The organism is Chitinophaga polysaccharea (assembly GCF_007829335.1).
Classification (GTDB): Bacteria; Bacteroidota; Bacteroidia; order Chitinophagales; family Chitinophagaceae; genus Chitinophaga; species Chitinophaga polysaccharea_B.
Genome location: NZ_VIWO01000001.1, coordinates 1,941,334 through 1,963,802, shown reverse-complemented (window position 1 = coordinate 1,963,802; position 22,469 = coordinate 1,941,334). Strand labels below are relative to the sequence as shown.

The following is a 22,469-nucleotide window of genomic DNA, read 5'->3' as shown; positions in this document are numbered from 1 at the left end:
CCCCCGTTAATAACACAATTCAAGCTGCCCCCCTTTCACCAGCAGGCAATGATTTAGTTGGAAGTTGGAGATGGTTTTCCCATTAAACCTGGCTTCCTTTATTGTTTCATCTTTTGTGTGCCTGTTAACCGTTTTTATAGTTAAATATTTGCCATCGGCCAGCATTACCCTAATGTGATCAAATAATGGCGAGCTGATCTCATATACTGGTTCCCCCACTACCAGCGGATAAATCCCCATAGCTGCAAACACATACCAACCACTCATGGCCCCATCATCTTCATCCATTTCGGGCAGGAAGCCAGCCGGATCGGCTTTAAATATTTTACTTATTACGGGCTTTGGATACTCCGCATTACCGCCATAAAGATGCTTTGTTTCCCTGGTAAGCATTTGCGTTACTACTTGCTGCAATAAATCCGGACGTCCCAGCCTGTTAAATATAAAGGGAATATGAATGCCCACTTCGTTCCCCTGGTTATTTAAATTATGGGTTAAAAAATAATTCAACTGGTCGGCCAACACCTTTTTACCACCAACGGAAGCAGCCATCGTGTCGAGATACTGTGGTAATGCCCAACGATACTGCCACCGGGTGCCCTGGTACAAACCATTATTCCGCATTTTCGTAAAGGAGCTATCAATGATTTTAAACTCCTTATTCCACGTTGTATTAAATAATCTGGCCGCCCTGGTTTCGTAAGCCAACGCGTCGTCGGTTTTTCCAGTTTCCCTGGCGATGTTACCCATTGCCCACAAATCAATACAGGTTTCAAAAACCTGGTCGGGTCTTTTCATCTCCAGTACCTCCATTTCTTTTTTCATTCCTTCATATGGAATTTTTAAATCAACCCCGGCAATCCCCTTCCTGTAAGCATCCAGCAATACCACAGCGGTGTGCTCTGTTCGTACGGTGGGCGTTGATTCGAAAGGGGTCGCCCATCCCTTCTTTCCATATAAATATAGCAACGACAGGGAGTAACAGATATCTTTCATCCTGGCGGCATCCAATAACGTTATCAACGGGAATTTTGTATGATACGTATCCCACATCGACCAGGAACTATAATAAACAGCATCCCTGGCTTTTTGCAGCGTACCATCAGTGGCTAAAAACTGTCCATCGTATGATGCGGTGTTTACGGGGCTTAAAAATACGCGGTATAAAGAGGTATAAAATAACTCCCGGTCTTCCCTGTTGCCACCTGAAACGGCTATACGGCGCAGCATATCCTCCCATTGCACAGCCGCTCTTAATTTTATTTTCCGGAAACTAATTAGCCGCAGTCTTTCATTCTCTATTTTTGCTGTTTCAGTGCTAATGGGCGATATTGCCAGCCTCACTTCCACCGGGCTTTTATCAGCTGTGCCAAAGGAGCACTCCACTAGTTGTTTTGTTTCGGAAATTACTTTAAATGGTTTGTTGGTAAAAAGATGAAAATAAAGTTTGTAAGTGCCGGCATCGCAGGTGGTGCCTGTTTTCACATACCCTGTTATCTCTCTTTCAGATATAATATCGTAATGCACATCCGATACGCCAGTAAAAGACGAAGCCACATTCAATGTCATAAAAGCCTCCTTACCTCTTTTATACCAAAAGCGCTCAACGGCAATATTGTGCGTAGCTGTAAACGCTGCTTTTACTTCATTATTTAATGCAACCGCATAGTACCCTGGATAGGCCTTTTCTGTTTTCTTCAACATATGTAAACCGGTGTCTTTCTGTGCAGGTTTAATACTAAAGTTTCCTCCGTTTCCTCCGCAGCCAATACCCGACAACCGGTTTACAGAAAATCCGGATATGGCCGTTACGGCGTAATCGTACCCGCTGTGGCTTCGCGGCCTGGAATCCGGGCAAACTCTCACCATTCCATAGGGTACGCATGCTGCCGGATCTACCTGCCCATTGTCGCCGCTGGTACCTATAAACAAGTTAACATATCTCGATACTCCCTGGGCGCAGATGTACTGACAACCGCCCACCCACATCAGCAGTATTCCAACAATTAAACTCAACTTTTTCATATAAATTAATCACTTAAAATTTCATGGCCTGTGTACCGTGTATACCAACAAGAGGCAGCACCATTTAAGGTGCTGCCATTACGTACTGTTTACCGCATTCCGGTTATTGTATCACGGGGTTAAATGTTCCATTATCCCAACCAATATTCTGCTGAAGGTTTTTATTCTGCTGAATGTATTGCGGATCTATCATCCCAAAATAATAGGCTTCGGGAATACTTATCCGGTTGGTGGCCGATTTATCAATCGCTTCATATTTATAGCTGGTAATATTTTTCAGGAAGGCATCAGGATCAAAGCCGGCAGATTGATTCAGCATAAGCGCTGAAATCTGCGCCCCTATTGCACTTCCAGGCTGCGACGTGTTTATGCCATACATGGTTGAGGCATTTGCCGCGTTCAGGTAAGGTCCGTACCCATGAAGTGTTCCCATATTGTTGAGCACATATAACATCCTCCTCCTGCGCAGATCCCAGAAGCGCTTACCTTCAAATGCAAATTCAATTTCTTTTTCTTTCATAATGGCATTGAATGTAGCATTATAGTCAGCGCCAACAAGCGGAGATAATCCATAGTTGCCTGTTCCGGGCAAAATATTGGCACGACGGCGTATCTGTATGAGGTAATCCCTGGCATCGGCAACACGACCTATCTCATTGGCAGATTCAGCAAGGTTCAGTAAAACCTCCGCATACCGGATAATCGGCCAGTCGAAAGCCTGATGACCAAAAGTGGTAATACCCAGTGTGGTATCAATTCCCTTCCGGCAATAAAAACCTGTACGGTTTAAAGTGCCATATTCATCTGCACCTGCAATACCGGTCAGCAACCATTGTACTCTTGGAGAATAGTCTGCAAAATCGTAGCGCGCCCCATTGTAAACAATGGCCTGGTAAAACCTTGGGTCCCTGTTTTTCCAGAATACGGTAGAATCATAGCCGGAAGCGGGGTCTGTAATGTCAAGCCCGGTATTCATCGGGTATTCCTTCACAAACTCCCATGTGGGGTCACATGCACCGGCGGCGCCGGAAGATATCGAATTCGGGCGTTGTCCGGCCACAAAGCCATTTGTCCTTTCCGGATAGTGGAAGCGGACATACAGCACCATTTCTTTTGCAGCCTGGGCTTTATTGTACCACATATTTTCATTTGGCTTCGCCGTATTGTCTGTATACAGTCCATAACCATCTGCATCCAGTTCTTTTTTGGCGGCAGTCAGCGCATCAAAGGCATCTTTCCAGTAGCCTGCATTGGGCGTTTTACAGAAAAGCGGGCTTGCCTTCAATAGCAGCACTTCCCCTTTTACCGCCATAGCTGCGCCTTTGGTAATCCTTCCCACGTCGTTGGGGCCCCATGAAACCGGCAGGTTCAGAATGGCGCTGTCTAACTGCTTCGATATAAAATCGAAACACTCCAGCGTTGTATTTCTTTTTACCATCAGCGTATTCACATCAGCGAAAGGATTTTGTACGTCTGTGATAATAGGTACTCCGCCCAATATTTTTACCATCCTGTAATACAGGAATGCCCTGAAAAAGTATGCTTGTCCGGCTAAAGATTTGAAATCAGATTCCACTACAGTGGCTTTCACACTGGAAATATTGGCAAAGAATGTATTCAGCGAACGAACGCCTCCCCAATCCCATACCAGGTCAGGATAGCCGGATGAACTGGTATACTTCCCGGTTAAAAAGTTGTTGCTGGATGTGATCCCTCCACTGCCGCCGGAATAAGCTTCCGCTGAAATTTCTTCTGATCTGTTCCAGTTAGGCAGAAAGCCATAAAAGCCATTTACATACCCTTTGATAAAATCCGGGGAGCTCCATTGCTTTTCCGGGGTGATAGTTCCCCCGGGGCGTTCCACATCGAATATTTTTTTACAGGAGCTGGCAAGCGCCATACAGGATGCCAGCAAGAATAATTTATATGACAATAGTTTCATTAGTAACGGTTTTAGGTATTTACATGGTCACGTTCACGCCGAAAGTGAAGCTTTTGAGAATCGGATAAATTTGCCAGTTGGTCATCTCAGGATCTATATCTTTATTATGCTTCCATTGATACAGATTTTCACCGCTGAAATATGCTCTTGCCGCCCTGATCTGGCTGTTTTTAAACCACTTTGCCGGCAGGTTATAATTCACGACAAGCGATTTAAGACGCAGGAAAGCGCCGTTTACCAACCAGAAATCGGAAGGTTGATCTGCGTTGATAACGCCGAAGCTCTTGCTCATGGCAGCACTGGGCATAGTTGCCGTATTGGCGGTTTCCGGTGTCCAGGCATCTTTCCACATCAGCATGTTATTATTCCCCGGGTATGGGCGGCGATAGAAATACTCAGCGGGCAAAATCTGGTAATTGGCAAGCCCGGAAAAGACAACGGCAATATCAAAGCCCTTCCAGTTTACGCCAACATTAACACCATAGTTAACGCGGGGCGTTCCATTATAAGCCAGTGTAGTTTTATCATTATCATCAATCTTCCCGTCGGGTGTATCAACGCCAAGCGGTCCGCGGAGATCCTTATACATCAGCATTCCGGGCCTGGGCTTATTACCGAGAATGGTAAACCCGCTGCCATGTTCTTTTAGAATTCTGTCTACATCGTCTTGTGTACGGATGATACCTTCACAGATAAACCCGGTTATTTGTCCATTGATAGGATTGCCTAGTTTGTTCTGATAGTCCCTGACATTTGCAGCCTGGTCAACCTGGATATACTTATTTGAAGAAGCGGCCCAGTTCACGCCAAGCCGGTAGGCGAGCTGCCCGATATGGCTTTCGTGGTTGAGTGATATTTCAATTCCGTGCGCAGCGGCAATTCCATAGTTAACCGCGGGTAGCGAGGCACCAACTGTATTAGGAACAGAAGCATTCCGCGTACCGAGGATATTTGTTGTTTTTTTATACCATACGTCCACACTGCCCGATAATAGCCTGTTTTCCATACCTATATCAAGCCCCCCGTTATAACTATGATTTTTCTCCCAGGTGATATCCGGATTAACGGAGCCTCCCATACCCACAGCAGGCACGAGGCCGTTACCAATATACTGGCCGGAGTTGGCTTTAAAATTATATGCCTGCTGCCACTGCCAGGGCCCTGTATTATCAGTTCCTGTAACACCATAGGAAAGCCTTAGTTTCAGCAAATCCACACCATGCGCCCAACCGGAGAAGAATCCTTCCCTGGCAATATTCCATGCTGCAGAAACAGCAGGAAAATATCCCCATCTTTTGTTTGGAGGAAAAATATAGGAGCCATCTGCACGGAAAGTAATACCCAGCATGTACTTTGAACGGTAATTATAATCCATCCTTCCCAACCACGAGGCAAAAGCAGTAGGCTGATAAATATCTCCTCCAATTCCCCAGTCCTGCGGGTTCTGGGATCCGCCGTTCATTTGCTGATATGCGGGGTTAGGGAAATTATTAGCCGACACCTCTGAATGGTGGCCTTTATATGCCGCCTGTTCATAACCGCCGGTCATCGAAATATTGTGGTTGCCGAAAGTATGCACATAGTTCAGCATCAGGTCCAGCTGGTAATTGGAGGTTTGAGCGTAACTCTCAGAAAGCCCCGTAGTAGCGCCTATCCCGGCAGACTGGGCCTGGTCCAGTACCTTGTAGCCTCCCGCTATTGAAGAGTCCAGCTGGTCTGTAATGATATGGGAATGCGCGCCTGCCGTTTTAAAATAATAAATATAGGGAGCCTGACGCCACGATTTGGTATACGAATTTGTGTTGTTATAGGAAAATATTCCTTTCGCCGACAAGCCAGGAATACCTGGTATATCATACTTTAACTGGAAGGAAGGCGTGATACGGCTGTTGTTTGGTTTTGTATACCCACCATTACCCAGGGCGAGGTTAGCTGTATTTGTATTATCCATATTTCCTACCGGCATTCCGTTGATAAAGGAGGGCCTGCCCGGATTTACCATTAAGAGGCGGCTATACATATTGGCCAAATTCATATCCCCACCATCATAAGCCCAGTAAGGACGGGAGCCATTGTCCCATTCACCGTTCAATGTAAGATTGTAGGAAAGCCTGGCTGTTATCATACCATCCATTTTAGCCAGGAGGTTGTATTTATAAAAGTTGTTGGCAGTGGCCCCCTGTTGCCGGAAGTATCCTCCTGAGATGTAATACCGGGCCACCTTGGAACCTCCACTCACAGATAAATTATGGCTCGTATTCCAGGGATTGATCCAGGTATCTTTGAGCCAGTTGTAGGAATGGGTTTTGAAATATTCCAATTCATCAGGCGAATAGATCCTGGGATCAGTTGCAGGTACATTTTGCTGCTTCAATGCATCATTAACGAAACTGTAATTTTCATACGCATTCATGAGTCTCGGAACTGCCGTCCGCGTGTTAACAGTATACGAGCCGCTGTAGGAGATCACCGTTTTTTCTGCGGTTCCCTGTTTAGTCGTTACGAGGATAACACCGTTACCGCCCCTGATTCCATAGATAGCAGCTGAAGCGGCATCTTTGAGAACGCTGATATTATCAACATCTGCGGGATTCAGTGCCGCAAATGTAGCCGCATCGCGAACAAAGCCATCGATAACATACAGGGGATCTGTTGAACCCGCCCAGGTAGAAGCCTCGCGGATTTTTATGTTAGAACTGGCTCCGGGATAACTTCCCTGGGTAACAACCGTTAAACCTGGTATCAACCCCTGGAGCAGGTTAGCGGGAGACGATGTGGGCCGGTCCTGCAAGGCAGCTCCTTTAATAATACCTATTGCTCCTGTAAGGTTCTCCTTCCGTTGCGTGCCATATCCAACTACCACGGCTTCTCCCAGCTCTGATACAGAAGGCACCAGCTGAATTTTCAATTGCTGACCTTCTCCCGCTTTAAAACTGAAAGGTTTGTAACCGATCATAGTGGCAATGACTTCATCCCCCTCTTTCGCCTTTAAAACGAAATGGCCGTTATTATCGGTCAGGATGCCTCTACTCGTTCCTTTGATTGCCACAGCAACGCCGGGAACCGGTATTCCATGCTCATCATATATCGTTCCGCTGACTTCAATGATCTTCTCCCGCTCTCCTGTAATGTTTGTCTGGTCCGGGAGTCTGGCCTTTTCGATCATCACCACGTTGTTTTTAAGTCTGTACGACAAATTGAAACCTTTGAGGCATAAGTCCATCACCTGCGCCAATGTTGCTTCTTTTACATGGAGGTTAATGACCTGTGATTGGTTTAAAACCTTTCCATTCCATAGAAAGGAATAAGGAGTTTGTTGTTCAATGAGATGGAATGCTTTTTCCAGTGTAATACGCTTCGCAGAAATGGTAATGGACTGCGAAAAGCCAACGGCATGTAGTTGCAACAGGGCAAACAACATCAAAACAGCAGTCAGTTTCATGACAAGAAATAATTTAGGACACCGTAGCTCTTTTCTTTTAGCTTTTTGGCAAAGTAATGATAGATCCATACTTTTGTGAAGTTTGGTTTAATTGGTTCAGTTATCAATTTTGTGCAAAAGTTGTGCGCCGGATAAGCCAAAAACTTTCAGGGTCCTGATGGCTGTCAGGACCTTTTTTTTGGTCTCAGCAATGCAATAGAGATACTATAATTTCATACTAACATATTTTGGTTATCAATACTATCCTTATTAAAATGATGGCCCAATGGGGTTTACAACCGGCTGTTTATGGCAAGATTGTAATCGTTCTATTTTCGATTTTATAATGTATGCCGTTCTCTCCAAGGAACTCCAGAACTGTTGATAGCGGCACATCCCGTTGCAGAATACCCCTGATAGATATATCCGGCACTTTGCCCTGGTACACCACATCAACATCATACCAGCGGGCTACCTGTCGCATTAACACCTGGAAATCCCCAGCGCCTATTGCCAAACGCCCTCTTGTCCAGGCAATAACCTGGTCGGCATCAATTGACTGCATTGATAAACGGCCTGTTTTCCGGGCTATATTACCTTGCTCTCCGGGCTTCAGCAATAGTTCCTGCGCACCATTAACAACTTTTACCGCTCCGTCAACAAGCGTAGTGCTGATATTACTTTCATCGTTATACGCCATCACATTGAAGCTGGTGCCCAGTACAACAATTTCCGATTGATTAACCCGGGCTACAAAAGGCATATGCTCATTCCTGCTTACTTCAAAATATACTTCTCCGGTAACCGCCACATTGCGCCTGCTGCCAATAAAAGCAGTAGGAAACCTGATAGAACTTCCTGCATTTAACCATACTCTGGTGCCATCTGATAACACGAGCTGGAACTGTTTGCCCATAGGCGTCATCACCGTGTTGTATACCATTTCATTACTACCAGCGGTTGTTTTTTCATAGCTCAGTTCCCGGTTGTCTTTCCGCAATGACACCCCTCCCTGCACGCCCAGGTCGCCGTTCCTGGAACTGTCGAGCCCTATTTTGCTGCCGTCAGACAATATTAATATGGCGCCTGTTTTTCCCCGGGCGTCGGTAACCGCCATTGGTGCAGCGGTTGCCAACCGGGCATGTTGTGAATGATGGTGTACGGTAAACCAAAACGTTGCGGCACCTGCCAGCAACAGAAAAGACGCCGCCCACCCTATCCACTTCCCGTGGTATAAGCGCACTGTCTTTCCCCTCACGGCACCCTCATCTGAGTGACTGATCTTTGAGAAAATCATCTCCCAGGAATCCTGCTGGTCTTTTTCACCCGCTTTCACCGCATAGCGGGGGTTGATAAGGGTTTCTTCCAGCAGGGAGTCTAGCTGGCCGGCATCATAGTCCGCATTCATCAAGGCGTGCAATTGCAGCAATTCTTCCCTGGTGATCGTTTCATCCAGGTATTTTTTAAACAGTTGCTGTAACAGCATGTCATCGTTATTCGTCATACCACACTATAGACGTATGAGTTGTCAAAAAGAATACATCGATTCCAAAAAAAATTAGTGCTGATTCGGAAACAATTCCCGGGATGGCTTGTCAAAATGTTTCCTGATTAATATAAGCGCCCGGGTAAGGTAAGTTTTAGTAGATATGGGGCTTATATTCAGCTTTACGCTGATTTCCTGGTGGCTGAGCCCATCGAGGCGCTTTAACACAAATACTTCTCTCAATTGCGGAGGAAGGCTACTAATAGCTTCTGCAAGTGCGTTACCCACCTCTTTTTTTTCCAGTTGTTCGTGTGGCGTATTTTCCTTCAATGAAAAATAATCCACCAGGAATTCCTTATTTGACTCCTGGAAAATCTTCTTCCTGAGCTGATCATGAAAAAGGTTTTTTGTGATTACAAACAGGTACTTGCTTAAGTTCCTTATTTCAGGCAAAGCGGAACGATTATCCCATAATTTGAGAAATATTTCCTGTGCCAGATCTTTCGCAGATTCGGGAGATTTAGTGAGGTAAAGCCCAGCGCCATATACTTGCTCCCAGTATTCCTGAAATAATTGCTTATACGCCACGGTACATCCCTCAGCAACAAGCTGTAATAATTCCTGTTCACTATTTAAACCAAGTTCTCTCAAATCAAAAACATATTATACTACTGCCTTGCATTGGAAATAAAAAGAATTTTATCACCCTTTGTTATTATGTTTACAAGTGTCCAACTATTACTCAAAACAATAATTGTATTCCTCTGTTATTGTATAAATCAAAAGTAACCAGTAATCAAAACCCTGATATAAAGTTCACATTCTATAATATTATCCTGTCGCAATTACTGTTCGATAATAGTTTTGCTCCAGGTATACACAGAAAATAAACTCAACAAACAGTCACTAATTGCTATTAAACGCTTGCTGTATTACCGGGATATGCAAATATAAAAACAAGTGCTTGCTACATTACCAGGATATTAAAAATTGATCATTTCTTAACTTTCCGGATGAACCGAAATACCTGCCAGCAGCGGATAAAAAATGTCTAAGTTCGATAATCGTTATAAGTTCTACGCTGTCAATCTCCTTCGTCCGGTCCGCAAATAAAAGTCACCTCCCAAAAAGGTGTGGCTTTTTTCATTATACCGGATAATAAGGACCTGTCATGGTCTCTACTCAATAGAACGGCACACCCGAAGCGTTGCCCTTTCTACAACGATTCTAGCGTTGAATAAAGCTTGCAAGGTGGCGGTGACTAAGAGGTGGGATAGTTGTCAACACTTTGTTTTTTTCGTATATTAGACAACCAGCGCTAATATTATCAGGCTCCTACTTTCAATAATATGACCTTACAGCAAAAGACAAAAACTCTTGTTACGTTATATGTAATGGCAATTATTACGCTGTCTTTGATGCTGCTTACGATGATGTTCCTGAAATTCCCGATAAATAGCGCCGTTGCAGGAAAATCTATTATAACACTGAATGGTCCATGGAAATTTAAAACGGGAGACCATCAACAGTGGGCACAATCTGATTTTAATGATTCGGATTGGGAAAGCATCGATCTTACTGCACCTGCGGGAGCGCATGACGGAGATGTTGGTCTCTCCGGCTATGTACCGGGATGGACTGCCAGGGGGTATCCCACCTATTCAGGTTATGCCTGGTACCGCATGAAAGTGTCATTGGATAACGCCGAAAGAAACAACATCGCGTTAGCTGGGCCACCCGCTATTGATGATGCCTATCAATTATTTTTTAATGGAGCATTATCAGGCAATGCAGGAGATTTCTCCGGTAAATTTCCCATAACCTACAGTATACAACCCCGCATGTTCCTGTTGCCGGAAAGTGTAAAAGCACACAGCAATATTACCATCGCCTTCCGGGTATGGATGAGTGCTGCTACCCTGGGGCAGGCGCCCGATGTGGGGGGCATTCACATTGCACCGGAGCTTGGAGAAAAAAGTAGCATCGAATCAAAATACAGGTTCCAATGGGAACAAACCATTAAAGGCTATATTGTAGAGATAGTGGAGCCTGTAATATTTATGCTGCTGGGCATATCCCTGTTTTTGCTGTTTGGGAACCAACAACCACCCCGATCCTGCAAATGGTTTATTTTGGCGTTAGTCCTGCTGGCACTAGTACGTGCCAATCAAGCTATCTACTTCTGGCTACAAATAGAAAGCACGCATCAATACGATATCCTGACAACTGTTCTTCTGCGACCGTTGATACTGGGAAGTTGGCTGATGGCCTGGTGGGAATGGTATGAACTACGTCAACCAAAATGGATACCTCCCATGATGGCTATCCTTACTTTGATCTATATGGGAACGCAACTGCTGGGGCTTCCATGGATATCAGGGTCCATTGATGATACCCTTTTTCAAAAAATGGCGGACTATACACGCCTATTATTTGTTCCTTTAATGCTATTTATTATCTACCGGGGAATTCTTTGTCAGCAGCGGAGAGAATGGTTAGTCTTATTGGCGGTACTATTGGTGTCAATAGGTCTCTTCTCACAGGAATTCGCTAAGCTGCATATTATTCCGGGCATTTGGTTCCCCTATGGAGTGGGGGTGTCAACAACGCAATACGCTTATGCCGCTTTCGTATTAGTGATGTACATAATATTAATTCAAAGAAGCCGAAAAGTATTTGTAACTGTTTATCGGGAGACAGGCAACCAGGCATTGAGTACAGATCATAATGCCTGATGCTATATGCCGGGCATCGATTTGCAGCTGTTACTATTCTGACAGAAAATCTCAGCGCTTCTCCAAAACACTTCGATATAATATTGAAAATCAATTCCATTCGAAAAACTAAATATACTCCTGATATAAATCATACTACTTATTGACCCATGTCATTCAATAGCCATAATAGGTGATCTACATTAGTATTGTTAAAATTTGTCTGGTATACCTCTCTTAAACCGGAGTATATGAAGAAGATAATTGTAGTATTGGATGGCCTGCGCTTCCGTCAGAATGCCGTAGATTATGCCATCGCCGTCACCAAAAGTGAAAAATCGCACCTGGTGGGTGTCTTTCTGGAAGATTTCACTTATCGCAGTTATGGCTTTTATGAACTGGTAGACGAAGCGGGTAAAGTGACCGACCAAAGGATTACGGCGTTATCTGAGCACGATAAAAACCTGCGTGATAATGCTGTGGCACGTTTCGAAGAGATTTGCCAACGCGCTGGGCTGAATTACTCCATACATCGCAATAAAAATATTGCTATTGAAGAGTTGCTGCATGAAAGCATTTACGCCGACTTACTGGTCATTGACGCCCATGAATCCTTTACCCGTTCCCAGGAAGAAGCTCCCTCCCGATTTATCCGACACCTGCTCGCAGATGCCGCCTGCCCGGTACTCATGGTGCCCGATCCCTATCAGCCTATAGGCAAAATCGCTTTACTGTTCGACAGCTCACCCGCATCGGTACAAGCGGTGAGAATGTTCGACTACTTATTGCCAGGTATGAAACAGCTGCCTATAGAAGTTATTACCGTTAAAAGCGCAGCGGAGGACTTCCATCTGCCAGACGGCAAATTGATGAAAGAATTTATGAAGCGGCATTTTCCAGATGCGCACTACAACGTATTGAAAGGAATACCGGAAGATGAGATCGTTCAGCTAGTCAACGAAATGAACAGCAATACGCTCATAGTACTCGGCGCATATGCCAGAAGCGGTATCTCCCGTTGGCTTCGTCCCAGCATGGCCGACATCTTGGTGGAAGGAACAAGTGTACCATTATTTATTGCACATAGTAAATAACATATATAATGTTATCCACTATCCAACTGCCACATACCGCATCCCTACCCCCTGAAGAAATTGAGCAGCTACTAAACACCAGCATCATCCGGGGTATTACGGAACAGGAAGCGCTCGGGCGCCTGCGGCAGTTTGGGCCTAATGTAACTGGCAGTAAAAAGCGCGCAACCGAACTAGCTGAGTTGTTATCCCATTTCAAAAATCCGCTGGTACTGATCCTGCTGGCAGCAGCCGGCATCTCGGCGGGGATGGGAGAAACTGTGAATGCTGTTATCATCTTCGTCATCATCCTGCTCAGTATATCGCTGGATTACATGCAGGAAAGGGGTGCCAGGAATGCCGCAGCTACGCTGGGAAAAACGCTCGGCAGTAAAATTACTGTCACCCGCGGCGGGGAGAGTTACGATATAGCCACCTCCCAGCTTTGTCCGGGCGACCTTATTTCTTTACGTGCAGGCAACATCATACCGGCAGATGTACGGCTGATAGCAGCCCACGACCTGTTTGTGAACCAGTCTTCACTTACCGGCGAGTCATTCCCGGTAGAAAAAAATGCTGCCACCATCCCGGTTACAGCCAACAATGATACCTTCCTTGAAAATATGTGCTACATGGGCTCCGGAGTTATCTCCGGTACCGGGAAAGCGATTGTGTTGTACACTGGCCGGAAAACAATGATAGGTACCATTGCCGATGAACTCAATAGCGGCCAGGAAGAGACAGATTTTGGCAGGGGCATGCGGCAGTTCGGTTTGCTGATCACCAGGGTAACATTGATACTGGTGGTGTTCATATTCGTGGTAAATGCTATCAGTCACCATTCCATCTTCCAGTCTTTTCTGTTCGCAGTAGCCATTGCAGTGGGTCTTACCCCGGAGCTGTTGCCCATGGTAATGAGTGTGGCTATGTCCAGGGGAGCCATGAGAATGGCGCGCGAAGGTGCTATCGTAAAAAGAATTGCAGCCATTCCTAACTTCGGTAGTATGGATGTACTATGCACAGATAAAACCGGTACCCTTACCACCAACCAGATCAGCCTCGTAAAATGTGTAAACGCCACAGGAGAAGTATCTGCAGACGTATTCAAACTGGCCTATCTGAATAGCTCCCTGCAAACAGGTACCATTAACCCGCTCGACCAGGCGGTAATGGCCGCAGGAACACCTGATATTGCCTCGTTTGAGAAAACTGATGAGATACCCTTCGACTTCAACCGGAAACGTATGAGCGTAGTGGTAAAACACAGCGATACCTTTACCATGATCTGTAAAGGAGCGCCGGAAGAAATATTAAAAGTCTGTAATGTAGATACCGATACCACCAAACAAATACAGCTCCTTTATGAGCAGTTAAGCCAGGACGGCTTGCGGGTACTGGCTATCGCTTCGAAATCATTGCAAAGCGGCAAAAATCTCCTCGAAAGCGACGAATGCGACCTGTCCTTTGCCGGACTGGCGGTTTTCTTCGACCCACCGCGTGACGATGCCGCTACTATGATCGCCGAGCTGGAGAAGATAGGCGTGGACGTAAAAATTATTACCGGCGACCATTACCTGGTTACAGAAAAAATATGCCGGGAAATAGGCCTGCCTGTAAAAGGCATCCTGCAGGGTTTTGAGATGGACCAAATGACTGATGTGGTATTACAGGAAAAAGTACGCAATATCAGCATCTTCACACGTTTTTCACCAGACCAGAAAAATCGCGTCATTCATGCTTTAAAAACACACCATAGAGCAGTAGGCTACCTGGGCGATGGCATCAACGATGCTCCTTCACTAAAAGCCGCTGATATAGGCATTTCTGTTGCCGGCGCCTCGGATGTGGCAAAAGATGCTGCAGATATTATCCTTACCGACAAACAGCTCTCCATCCTTTACGATGGCATTATTGCAGGCAGGGAAACATTTGCCAATACCATGAAATATATCCTGATGGGGCTCAGCTCCAACTTTGGCAATATGTTCTCTGTGGCTGTAGCCGCGGTATTTTTACCTTTCCTGCCTATGCTGCCGGTACAAATCCTGCTCAATAACTTCCTTTACGATACCGCGCAGATCACTATTCCTGCCGACAACAACGACGCCGATATGCTCTATCATCCGCAGCAGTGGAATATGGCTGTTATACGCAATTTCATGCTCATATTCGGCTTGCTGAGTTCTGTATTCGACCTCATCATCTTCTTCCTGTTGTATCACGCCTTTCCTGTAAGTCAAGCCCAGTTCAGAACAGGATGGTTCATGGAATCGCTGGCCACGCAAATATTGGTAGTATTCATCATACGCACCAGGAAATTACCTTTTGTACAGAGCAAACCTGCCATGCCCCTGGTTATCAGTACGCTGCTATGCCTTACTGTTGGCTGGATCCTTCCCTACCTGCCATTCGCAGCATTAATGGGCTTCAAACCGCTTCCATCACATATCATGTTGTATATCTGCGCCATAGTAATCGTATACCTTATATGCGCAGAAATTACCAAACGGCTATTATATAGCTATCATTCAAAAAAACAGGCCGCAGCGGTATAAATATCTGAAGATTAAAGGTGGTGATCAATAATTCCTGCCATGACTGACATCACGCACCAGCATGACTGCTGTCATAGGATGAACAGTTTTTTTTCAGGAATCTTGTTATAAAGTTCAGTATATGAATACTTTCATTAAACAGTTCTCTGCAATTGGCATGAGCGATGTGCCGGAAGTAGGCGGAAAAAATGCATCTCTCGGCGAGATGATATCGGGGTTAAAGGGTAAAGGTATCCGCGTGCCAGATGGATTTGCCACCACCGCTGCGGCATTCCGGTATTTCCTTGATGTCAACCAGCTTACCGGTCAGCTGGAAATACTATTGCAAACACTGAACCGTCAAGACTATTCCAATCTTGCTGCCATTGGCGCCGCCATCCGTAACCTGATACTTCAGGCAACATTTCCGGATGACCTGAAACAAGCAATCCTCAGCGCCTACCAAACCCTTTCAGGTAGTACGCCTGCCGCTGTAGCCGTGAGAAGTAGCGCTACTGCAGAAGATATGCCGCAGGCCAGCTTTGCAGGGCAGCATGAATCTTTTTTGAACATACAAGGCCCAACAGCGTTAATCGACGCAGTACATCGTTGCTATGCATCTTTATATACAGACAGGGCTATCAAATACCGGGAAGACAATCATTTTGACCACAATAAAGTGGCGCTCTGCGCAGGGGTACAACAAATGGTACGTTCTGATCTGGCCTGTTCCGGCGTAGGATTTACCCTGGAACCAGAATCAGGTTTCCGTGATGTAGTACTACTCACCGGCATATGGGGCCTTGGAGAAAATATCGTACAGGGAACTGTTGTACCGGACGAATTCTATGTATTCAAACCCACTCTCCAGCAGGGTAAACAGGCAATTATCCAACGGAAAAAAGGCAGTAAAGCGCAAATGCTGGTTTATGGCGCCACTACAGCAACGTTAAACATCCCAACACCCGACTATAAACAAGCCCAATATGTATTGTCTGATGAAGAAATTACCAGGCTTGCCAGGTGGGCGGTAGATATCGAACAACACTATCAATGCCCGATGGATATTGAATGGGCTAAAGATGGTATCAACGGCGAGCTGTACCTGATACAGGCAAGGCCTGAAACCATTCACTCCCGGGAAAAGCCGCAACATGTTACCACCTACCAGCTCAAAGACAAGGGGCTTCGCATTGTATCGGGTGAAGCCATTGGCAGCCAGGCCATCAGCGGTACCGCACGTGTGCTGGCTTCGCCCACTGATGCCGGCCGCCTGAATGCCGGCGAAATCATTGTTACTACCAATACTAGCCCCGATTGGGATCCATTACTCAAAAAGGCCGCCGCCATTGTTACCGATAGCGGCGGAAGAACCAGTCATGCTGCCATCGTTGCAAGAGAAATGGGCGTACCGGCCATTACAGGCACCCAACACGCCACCACCACTATCCACGACGGACAGCTCATTACCGTTTCCTGCTGTGAAGGCAGGACCGGGTTTGTATACGATGGCGCTATTCCAATTGAAAAAACAACCTCCGACTACAGCCAGGTAAAAATGCCTCAAGGCACAGCTGCCATGCTGATCATCAGCGATCCGGAAAAAGCATTTCAACTGTCTCTTCTTCCTAATGACGGTGTGGGATTACTTCGCATGGAATTTATTATTACCCGGTATATCAACATTCATCCCATGGCCCTGGTGAAATACAATGTTTTAAAAGACCAGGAAGCAAAAGAAAAGATCGCAGCACTCACAGCAGACTATGGCAATAAGGAACAATTCTTTATCGACCGCCTCTCTGAAGGTATTGCCACCATTGCCGCTGCCTTCTACCCCAAAGATGTCATCGTACGGATGAGCGACTTCAAAACCAATGAATACCGGCAATTGCTCGGTGGTAAAGAGTTTGAGCCCTCAGAAGAAAACCCGATGCTCGGCTTCCGGGGCGCCTCCCGCTATTATCACCCGTTGTACCGGGAAGGTTTTGCGCTGGAATGCGCCGCCATCAGGCGGGTAAGGAATGAAATGGGACTCACCAACGTAAAAGTGATGATACCTTTCTGCCGCACCGTAAATGAAGGACGCAAAGTATTGCAGGTAATGGCATCCTGCGGTTTGAAACAGGGAGAAGACGCACTTGAGGTGTATGTAATGGCTGAAATACCTTCCAATGTACTGGAAGCTGAAAAATTCGCCGATATATTTGACGGTTTTTCTATCGGGTCAAATGACCTCACCCAACTTACCCTGGGCATTGACCGCGACTCAGGATTGATCGCCAACATTTTTGATGAGGAAGATCCTGCTGCTATGCAGATGATCAGCATGATGCTGCATAATGCTAAAAAAGCAGGCGCCAGGATAGGACTATGCGGACAGGCCCCCAGCGATATCCCCGCATTTGCAAGCTTCCTGGTAGCACATGGCATAGACAGCATTTCATTTAATCCAGACGCTTTGCTGAAAGGCATTGAAAATATCCGGAATGCGGAAGAAAAGCAATCAGCAGGTGAGCTTCCCCTGCCAGTACTGTTATAGTAAGCAATGCCTGCTATAAAAATTTAGCAGGCATTCTTTTCCCTCCATTACTATTCATTAAGCAAAAACATGGCAGATTTCAGACAAGGATTAATCTTAATCCGGCCGCTGGTATAGTACTGATCATAATCAGCCAATATCTTGCTGCAAGTCATTCTTTCCTTTCCTTCAGCAAGCTAATTTTATATCAAAAATCAATATGAAAAAGGTCTTGATTGCCTTCGACGGCACCAATTTTTCAAAAGGAGCGCTTGAATTTGCGGGCAAACTGAATGAACTTGCTCCAATTTTATTAGTAGGTGTGTTTCTGCCACAAACTGATTTTTCTATGGCCTGGAGTTATGCTGTACCAGATGGCGCCCCTTTCGCCCCCCTGGTAGAGGCAGCTACCACAAAAGAAATAGAAGAAAACATCAAACAATTTGAAGAAACTTGTATAAAGAAGCATATTGAATACAGGGTACATAAAAACCTATACGATGGTACATTGTGGGAATTGAAGAAAGAAACACGCTTTGCCGACCTGTTGATACTGGGAAGTGAAAAATTCTACCAGCAAAGAGGTACTGAAGATTACCTGGAAATTGCATTGCACGACACTGCATGTCCGGTCATTATTACACCGGAATCCTGCGTATTCCCTGAAACCATCTTGCTGGCTTATGATGGGAGCGATGATGCTACTTATGCAATTAAAACATTTGCAGCATTATTTCCCGAGCTGTGCAACAGGAAAGCAGTACTGTTATACGCAACCAGTAAAAATCATACAGAGATTCCTGATCAGGAATATATTAAAGAATTAGCTGCCAGGCATTATTCTCAGCTTGATATCCAAGTATTGCCTGCAACACTCAAAAAGTACTTCGACACCTGGGCGGAAGAACAGGGACACCCCCTCCTGGTATGTGGCGCTTTCGGTAGATCGGGATTATCACAGCTCTTCAGGAAGAGTTTTTCTTCGGAAGTGATCAGTGAGCACCATATCCCGGTATTCATTGCACACCGTTAAATGATTCGTGATATGGGAATTTACAAATGGTGTTTTTTCCTATTAATACTAGGTGGCTGCACCGCCACCCATATTACAAGCGAGTGGCAATCGCCGGATATTCATCCTTATCGCTACCGGCACATACTGGTATTCGCATCCTTACCTGCCTCTATGCAACAATGGCGACCATCACTTGAAACACACCTCGCCAATGATATTGCGGCAATGGGCTATACCACTATGCTATCATCTAATACGCTTTACAGTGAGGCACTTAAAGGAAAGGATGAAAAAACAGCCATAGCATTGCTGCAACAAGAAAAAGTAGATGCCATACTGACCATTACACTGTATAGCACCGCTAAAGAACGCTACCATATTCCATGGATTCTTGACTATTACTTCCTGGACGTAACTTCCGACTACTCTTTAGAATACTATAACCAGGCACTTCTATTAAGCACGCTTTCAGATTACGACCCTGATCATACCATCTTTTACTGGGAGAGCAACCTGTACGATATGACCAATGGTCAACGGGTTTACACACTCCAAACATCAGCATTGGATATCAATTCCGTAAAGCGGTTCAGTCATCATTACGGAAGACAGGTCGTAAAACGTATGAAAAGGGCAGGTATATTAAAACAACAATATCCAAGTGATTTAGAATAAATTACAATGAAAACGAAGCTCATTCTTTTATTGGTGGCCTGTATTCCCATTTGCATAAAGACGGTATGCCAGGATAACAACTTACAAAGGGAAATCCCCATACTTTGTTACCACAACATTTTTTCCGGCAGTGACGGCAAACCCGGCCCGCTGCGGATCAGCGCCAGCCAGCTGGAACAGCAGCTGCATGCCCTGGCATCGAACGGCTATCATAGTATTTCCCCCGACGACCTCCTGCAATGGATGCAAGGCCGCACACAACTACCAGCCAACCCGGTTATGATCACCTTTGACGATTCCCATTTGGAACATTTTACACTGGCGGCACCACTATTGAAGCAGCTGGGGTTCAGGGGCGCTTTCTTTGTTATGACCGTTACCATTGGCAAACCACATTATCTATCAGCAGCACAGATAAAAACACTATCAGATAATGGTCACGTAATTGGCTGCCATACCTGGGATCACCAACCACTTGGTACCGGCACTATCGACTGGCAGCAACAGCTTACAAAACCCAAGGCAATCCTGGAAAAAATTACAGGAAAACCTGTAAACTGTTTTGCCTATCCCTATGGGGAATGGAATATAGCTGCCATACAGCAAATTAAAGCCCATGGTTTCACAACAGCATTCCAGTTAAGTAATGCACAAAACAGCCAGGAACCCCGCTTTACTATCAGGAGAATGATTGTAGCAGGCAACTGGTCCGGCACACAATTGCTGCAGAAAATGAAAGCAACCTTTCCTTCCACCGGTAAAACAGCCCGGTGATTTCGGGCGACTGACAGTAATCACGCGATATACTGACCATCATCATTTTCAAAGTACCTATTTCGCCATAGCTTGCAGGTAAACCGAGAAAAGATGAAAAGTGCTGTAACCCTTTTCCGCATCCGTAAAATCGACATCTCTATTCACTGGTCGTTTCCGCTGCTAATGGCACTGATACTAATTGTCATGGCACTTCAGCGTGAAACTCTCTCCAGTACTTTGTGGGCATTACTGGGAATAATAGCTGTATTCAGCTGCGTAATATTGCATGAACTAGGGCATGCATTTACGGCAGCGAAATATGGCATCCATACCAAAAGTATCATGTTGCTGCCTATTGGAGGAATGGCCAATATGGAGCGTATTCCTGAGCAGCCAATCCAGGAGATTAAGATCAGTATCGCTGGTCCTCTCGTAAATATAGTCATCGCAGCAATGCTGCTACCCTTTATCCCCCACTATGTCCCATTCTGGAAATATTGGACCACTTTTACAAATCTGAACGGCGCCAATTTCCTGCTTTATCTCCATACTGTAAATATTTTACTGGCTGTTTTCAACCTGATACCCGCGTTTCCGATGGATGGCGGCCGTATTTTCCGGGGAGTACTGGCACTGGGTACCAGTTACCCACGGGCTACGGCGATCGCTGCCTTTACGGGGCGCATCATAGCGGTATTGTTTATTATTACCGGCCTTGCTTCCTTCAACCTGTTATTGCCTATCATCGGTTTTTTCATTATGGTAAGCGGCAAGGCAGAAGAAACAACCACCTACCTTCGTTACCATGCTGCGGGCCTGCTCATCCGGGATATCGCCATTACCCATTTCGTAACACTCCCTGGCGGACTGCCTTTGCAAACAGTTGCCAATGTGTTGCTTCGTAATGCCAATCCTTGTTTCGTAGTAACTGATGATAATATGCCTCCGTCCGTCGTTATGCGTAACGACGTGCTCCAGGCAATCGCAAAAGGCCATAGAAGTGAGCCATTAAGAAGTATTGTTGGTAACAATAAGACTATATTACAGTCGGATACTGCTGTCCTGGACGTAATGGACCAATTATTGGTCAATCCTTCACAAATATTCCCGGTATTAAAAGGCGGTCATCTCTCGGGTGTAGTAAGTCTTAATAACCTTACAGAGTACTCCCTGGTACATGAGCAGCAAACAGATACCACTATCAGTCACGAAGGCGGTTGGCAAACAACATCATAATAATTTATCTAATAAATAGTGATGGATCAGTACATACCCGAAGGCACTATGCGTGCAATGGTAATAGAAAAAATTGGTGCGCCACTCACCATGCAAACCTTACCCATCCCTGTTCCGCAGCCGGGACAGGTACTCATAAAAGTGCGTGCCTGTGGAGTATGTCGTACAGATCTGCATATTATTGATGGAGAGCTCTCTGATCCTATCCTGCCATTAATTCCCGGCCATGAGGTAATCGGTGAAGTAGTAGCAACAGGATCACCGTCAGGATCACTAAAAAATGGGGAAATCGTTGGTGTGCCCTGGCTGGCCCACACCTGTGGCCACTGCCGGTATTGCCGGCAACAGCAGGAAAACCTGTGCGAACAGGCACTTTTTACGGGTTACACCGTTAACGGTGGCTATGCAGAATTCATGGTGGCATGGGAATCTTACTGCGTAAAGATGCCAGCATTATACCAGGACGCACCTGCTGCCCCGCTTCTGTGTGCCGGATTGATCGGCTATCGCTCTTGGCGGATGATCCCCCCAACCGCACATAACATCGGCATTTATGGCTTTGGCGCTGCAGCGCACATATTAGTGCAAATCGCTACCTACCTAAATAAGAACATTTATGCATTCACAAAGCCAGGAGATGTTGCAGGCCAGGTATTTGCCAAAAAAGCTGGCGCTATATGGGCTGGAAACTCAAATGAGGCGTCACCGGTAATACTAGACGGCGCTATCATTTTTGCACCTGACGGAAGCCTTATACCGGAATCATTGTCACGCCTGGATAAAGGAGGCATCGTCGTATGTGGCGGCATACATATGAGCGACATTCCTTCATTTCCTTACCAGCTGCTCTGGGAGGAACGAACCATTAAGTCGGTAGCCAATCTTACCCGCGATGATGCTACCGCCTTTTTTCAACTTGCACCGGAAATACCCCTCACTACTACCGTCCAGCTCTTTCCGCTACACCAGGCAAACGAAGCGCTGAACCAGCTGCGTAGTGGTAAAATTAAAGGGGCTGCGGTACTTGTTACAGATAATTGATAACCCCGCCACTACACACAGGGCGAAAGC

At 45.7% G+C, this 22,469-nt stretch carries 14 protein-coding genes; 9 read left to right on the top strand and 5 right to left on the bottom strand.

From position 1 onward, the window contains the following. Positions 1-6: 6 nt before the first annotated feature. From FHW36_RS08085 to FHW36_RS08065, 5 genes are all read right to left on the bottom strand, one after another. Entirely contained in the window at positions 7-2,025 is a 2,019-nt protein-coding gene (locus FHW36_RS08085) for a glycoside hydrolase domain-containing protein (RefSeq protein WP_145665152.1), read from the bottom strand. A gap of 103 nt (positions 2,026-2,128) precedes the next feature. Next, positions 2,129-3,967, bottom strand: a complete 1,839-nt coding sequence (locus FHW36_RS08080; RefSeq protein WP_145665149.1) for a RagB/SusD family nutrient uptake outer membrane protein — start codon at positions 3,965-3,967, stop codon at positions 2,129-2,131. 19 nt (positions 3,968-3,986) lie between these two features. Next, positions 3,987-7,409, bottom strand: coding sequence for a TonB-dependent receptor (locus tag FHW36_RS08075; RefSeq protein WP_186452338.1), 3,423 nt, complete (start codon positions 7,407-7,409; stop codon positions 3,987-3,989). Between the two features lie 286 nt (positions 7,410-7,695). Then, positions 7,696-8,892 (bottom strand): FecR family protein, encoded by a 1,197-nt coding sequence (locus FHW36_RS08070; protein WP_145665143.1) that lies wholly within the window; start codon positions 8,890-8,892, stop codon positions 7,696-7,698. Positions 8,893-8,946: 54 nt separating this feature from the next. Beyond that, the gene (locus FHW36_RS08065) at positions 8,947-9,525 is read right to left on the bottom strand and encodes an RNA polymerase sigma factor (protein ID WP_145665139.1); all 579 of its coding nucleotides are present in this window, start codon (positions 9,523-9,525) and stop codon (positions 8,947-8,949) included. 743 nt (positions 9,526-10,268) lie between these two features. Between FHW36_RS08065 and FHW36_RS08060 the strand changes: the two genes are divergently transcribed. The 9 genes from FHW36_RS08060 (at position 10,269) to FHW36_RS08020 (ending at position 22,439) form a co-directional block, all read left to right on the top strand. Continuing rightward, positions 10,269-11,609 carry a glycoside hydrolase gene (locus FHW36_RS08060; protein WP_222429005.1) on the top strand — a complete coding sequence of 447 codons (1,341 nt, stop codon included), beginning with the start codon at positions 10,269-10,271 and terminating at the stop codon, positions 11,607-11,609. A gap of 230 nt (positions 11,610-11,839) precedes the next feature. Then, positions 11,840-12,682, top strand: coding sequence for a universal stress protein (locus FHW36_RS08055; RefSeq protein ID WP_145665133.1), 843 nt, complete (start codon positions 11,840-11,842; stop codon positions 12,680-12,682). Positions 12,683-12,690: 8 nt separating this feature from the next. Further along, positions 12,691-15,216 carry a magnesium-translocating P-type ATPase gene (gene mgtA / locus FHW36_RS08050; protein WP_145665130.1) on the top strand — a complete coding sequence of 842 codons (2,526 nt, stop codon included), beginning with the start codon at positions 12,691-12,693 and terminating at the stop codon, positions 15,214-15,216. 121 nt (positions 15,217-15,337) lie between these two features. Then, positions 15,338-17,737, top strand: a complete 2,400-nt coding sequence (gene ppsA / locus FHW36_RS08045; RefSeq protein ID WP_145665127.1) for a phosphoenolpyruvate synthase — start codon at positions 15,338-15,340, stop codon at positions 17,735-17,737. Positions 17,738-17,936: 199 nt separating this feature from the next. Continuing rightward, positions 17,937-18,749, top strand: coding sequence for a universal stress protein (locus tag FHW36_RS08040; protein WP_145665124.1), 813 nt, complete (start codon positions 17,937-17,939; stop codon positions 18,747-18,749). 12 nt (positions 18,750-18,761) lie between these two features. Further along, positions 18,762-19,406, top strand: coding sequence for a hypothetical protein (locus FHW36_RS08035; protein ID WP_145665121.1), 645 nt, complete (start codon positions 18,762-18,764; stop codon positions 19,404-19,406). Positions 19,407-19,412: 6 nt separating this feature from the next. After that, entirely contained in the window at positions 19,413-20,180 is a 768-nt protein-coding gene (locus tag FHW36_RS08030; RefSeq protein WP_145665119.1) for a polysaccharide deacetylase family protein, read from the top strand. A 93-nt stretch (positions 20,181-20,273) separates the two neighbouring features. Then, complete coding sequence (locus FHW36_RS08025) at positions 20,274-21,398, top strand: site-2 protease family protein (protein WP_145665116.1); 1,125 nt, start codon at positions 20,274-20,276, stop codon at positions 21,396-21,398. Positions 21,399-21,419: 21 nt separating this feature from the next. Beyond that, positions 21,420-22,439 (top strand): zinc-dependent alcohol dehydrogenase family protein, encoded by a 1,020-nt coding sequence (locus FHW36_RS08020; RefSeq protein ID WP_222429004.1) that lies wholly within the window; start codon positions 21,420-21,422, stop codon positions 22,437-22,439. The last annotated feature ends 30 nt before the right edge of the window (positions 22,440-22,469 follow it).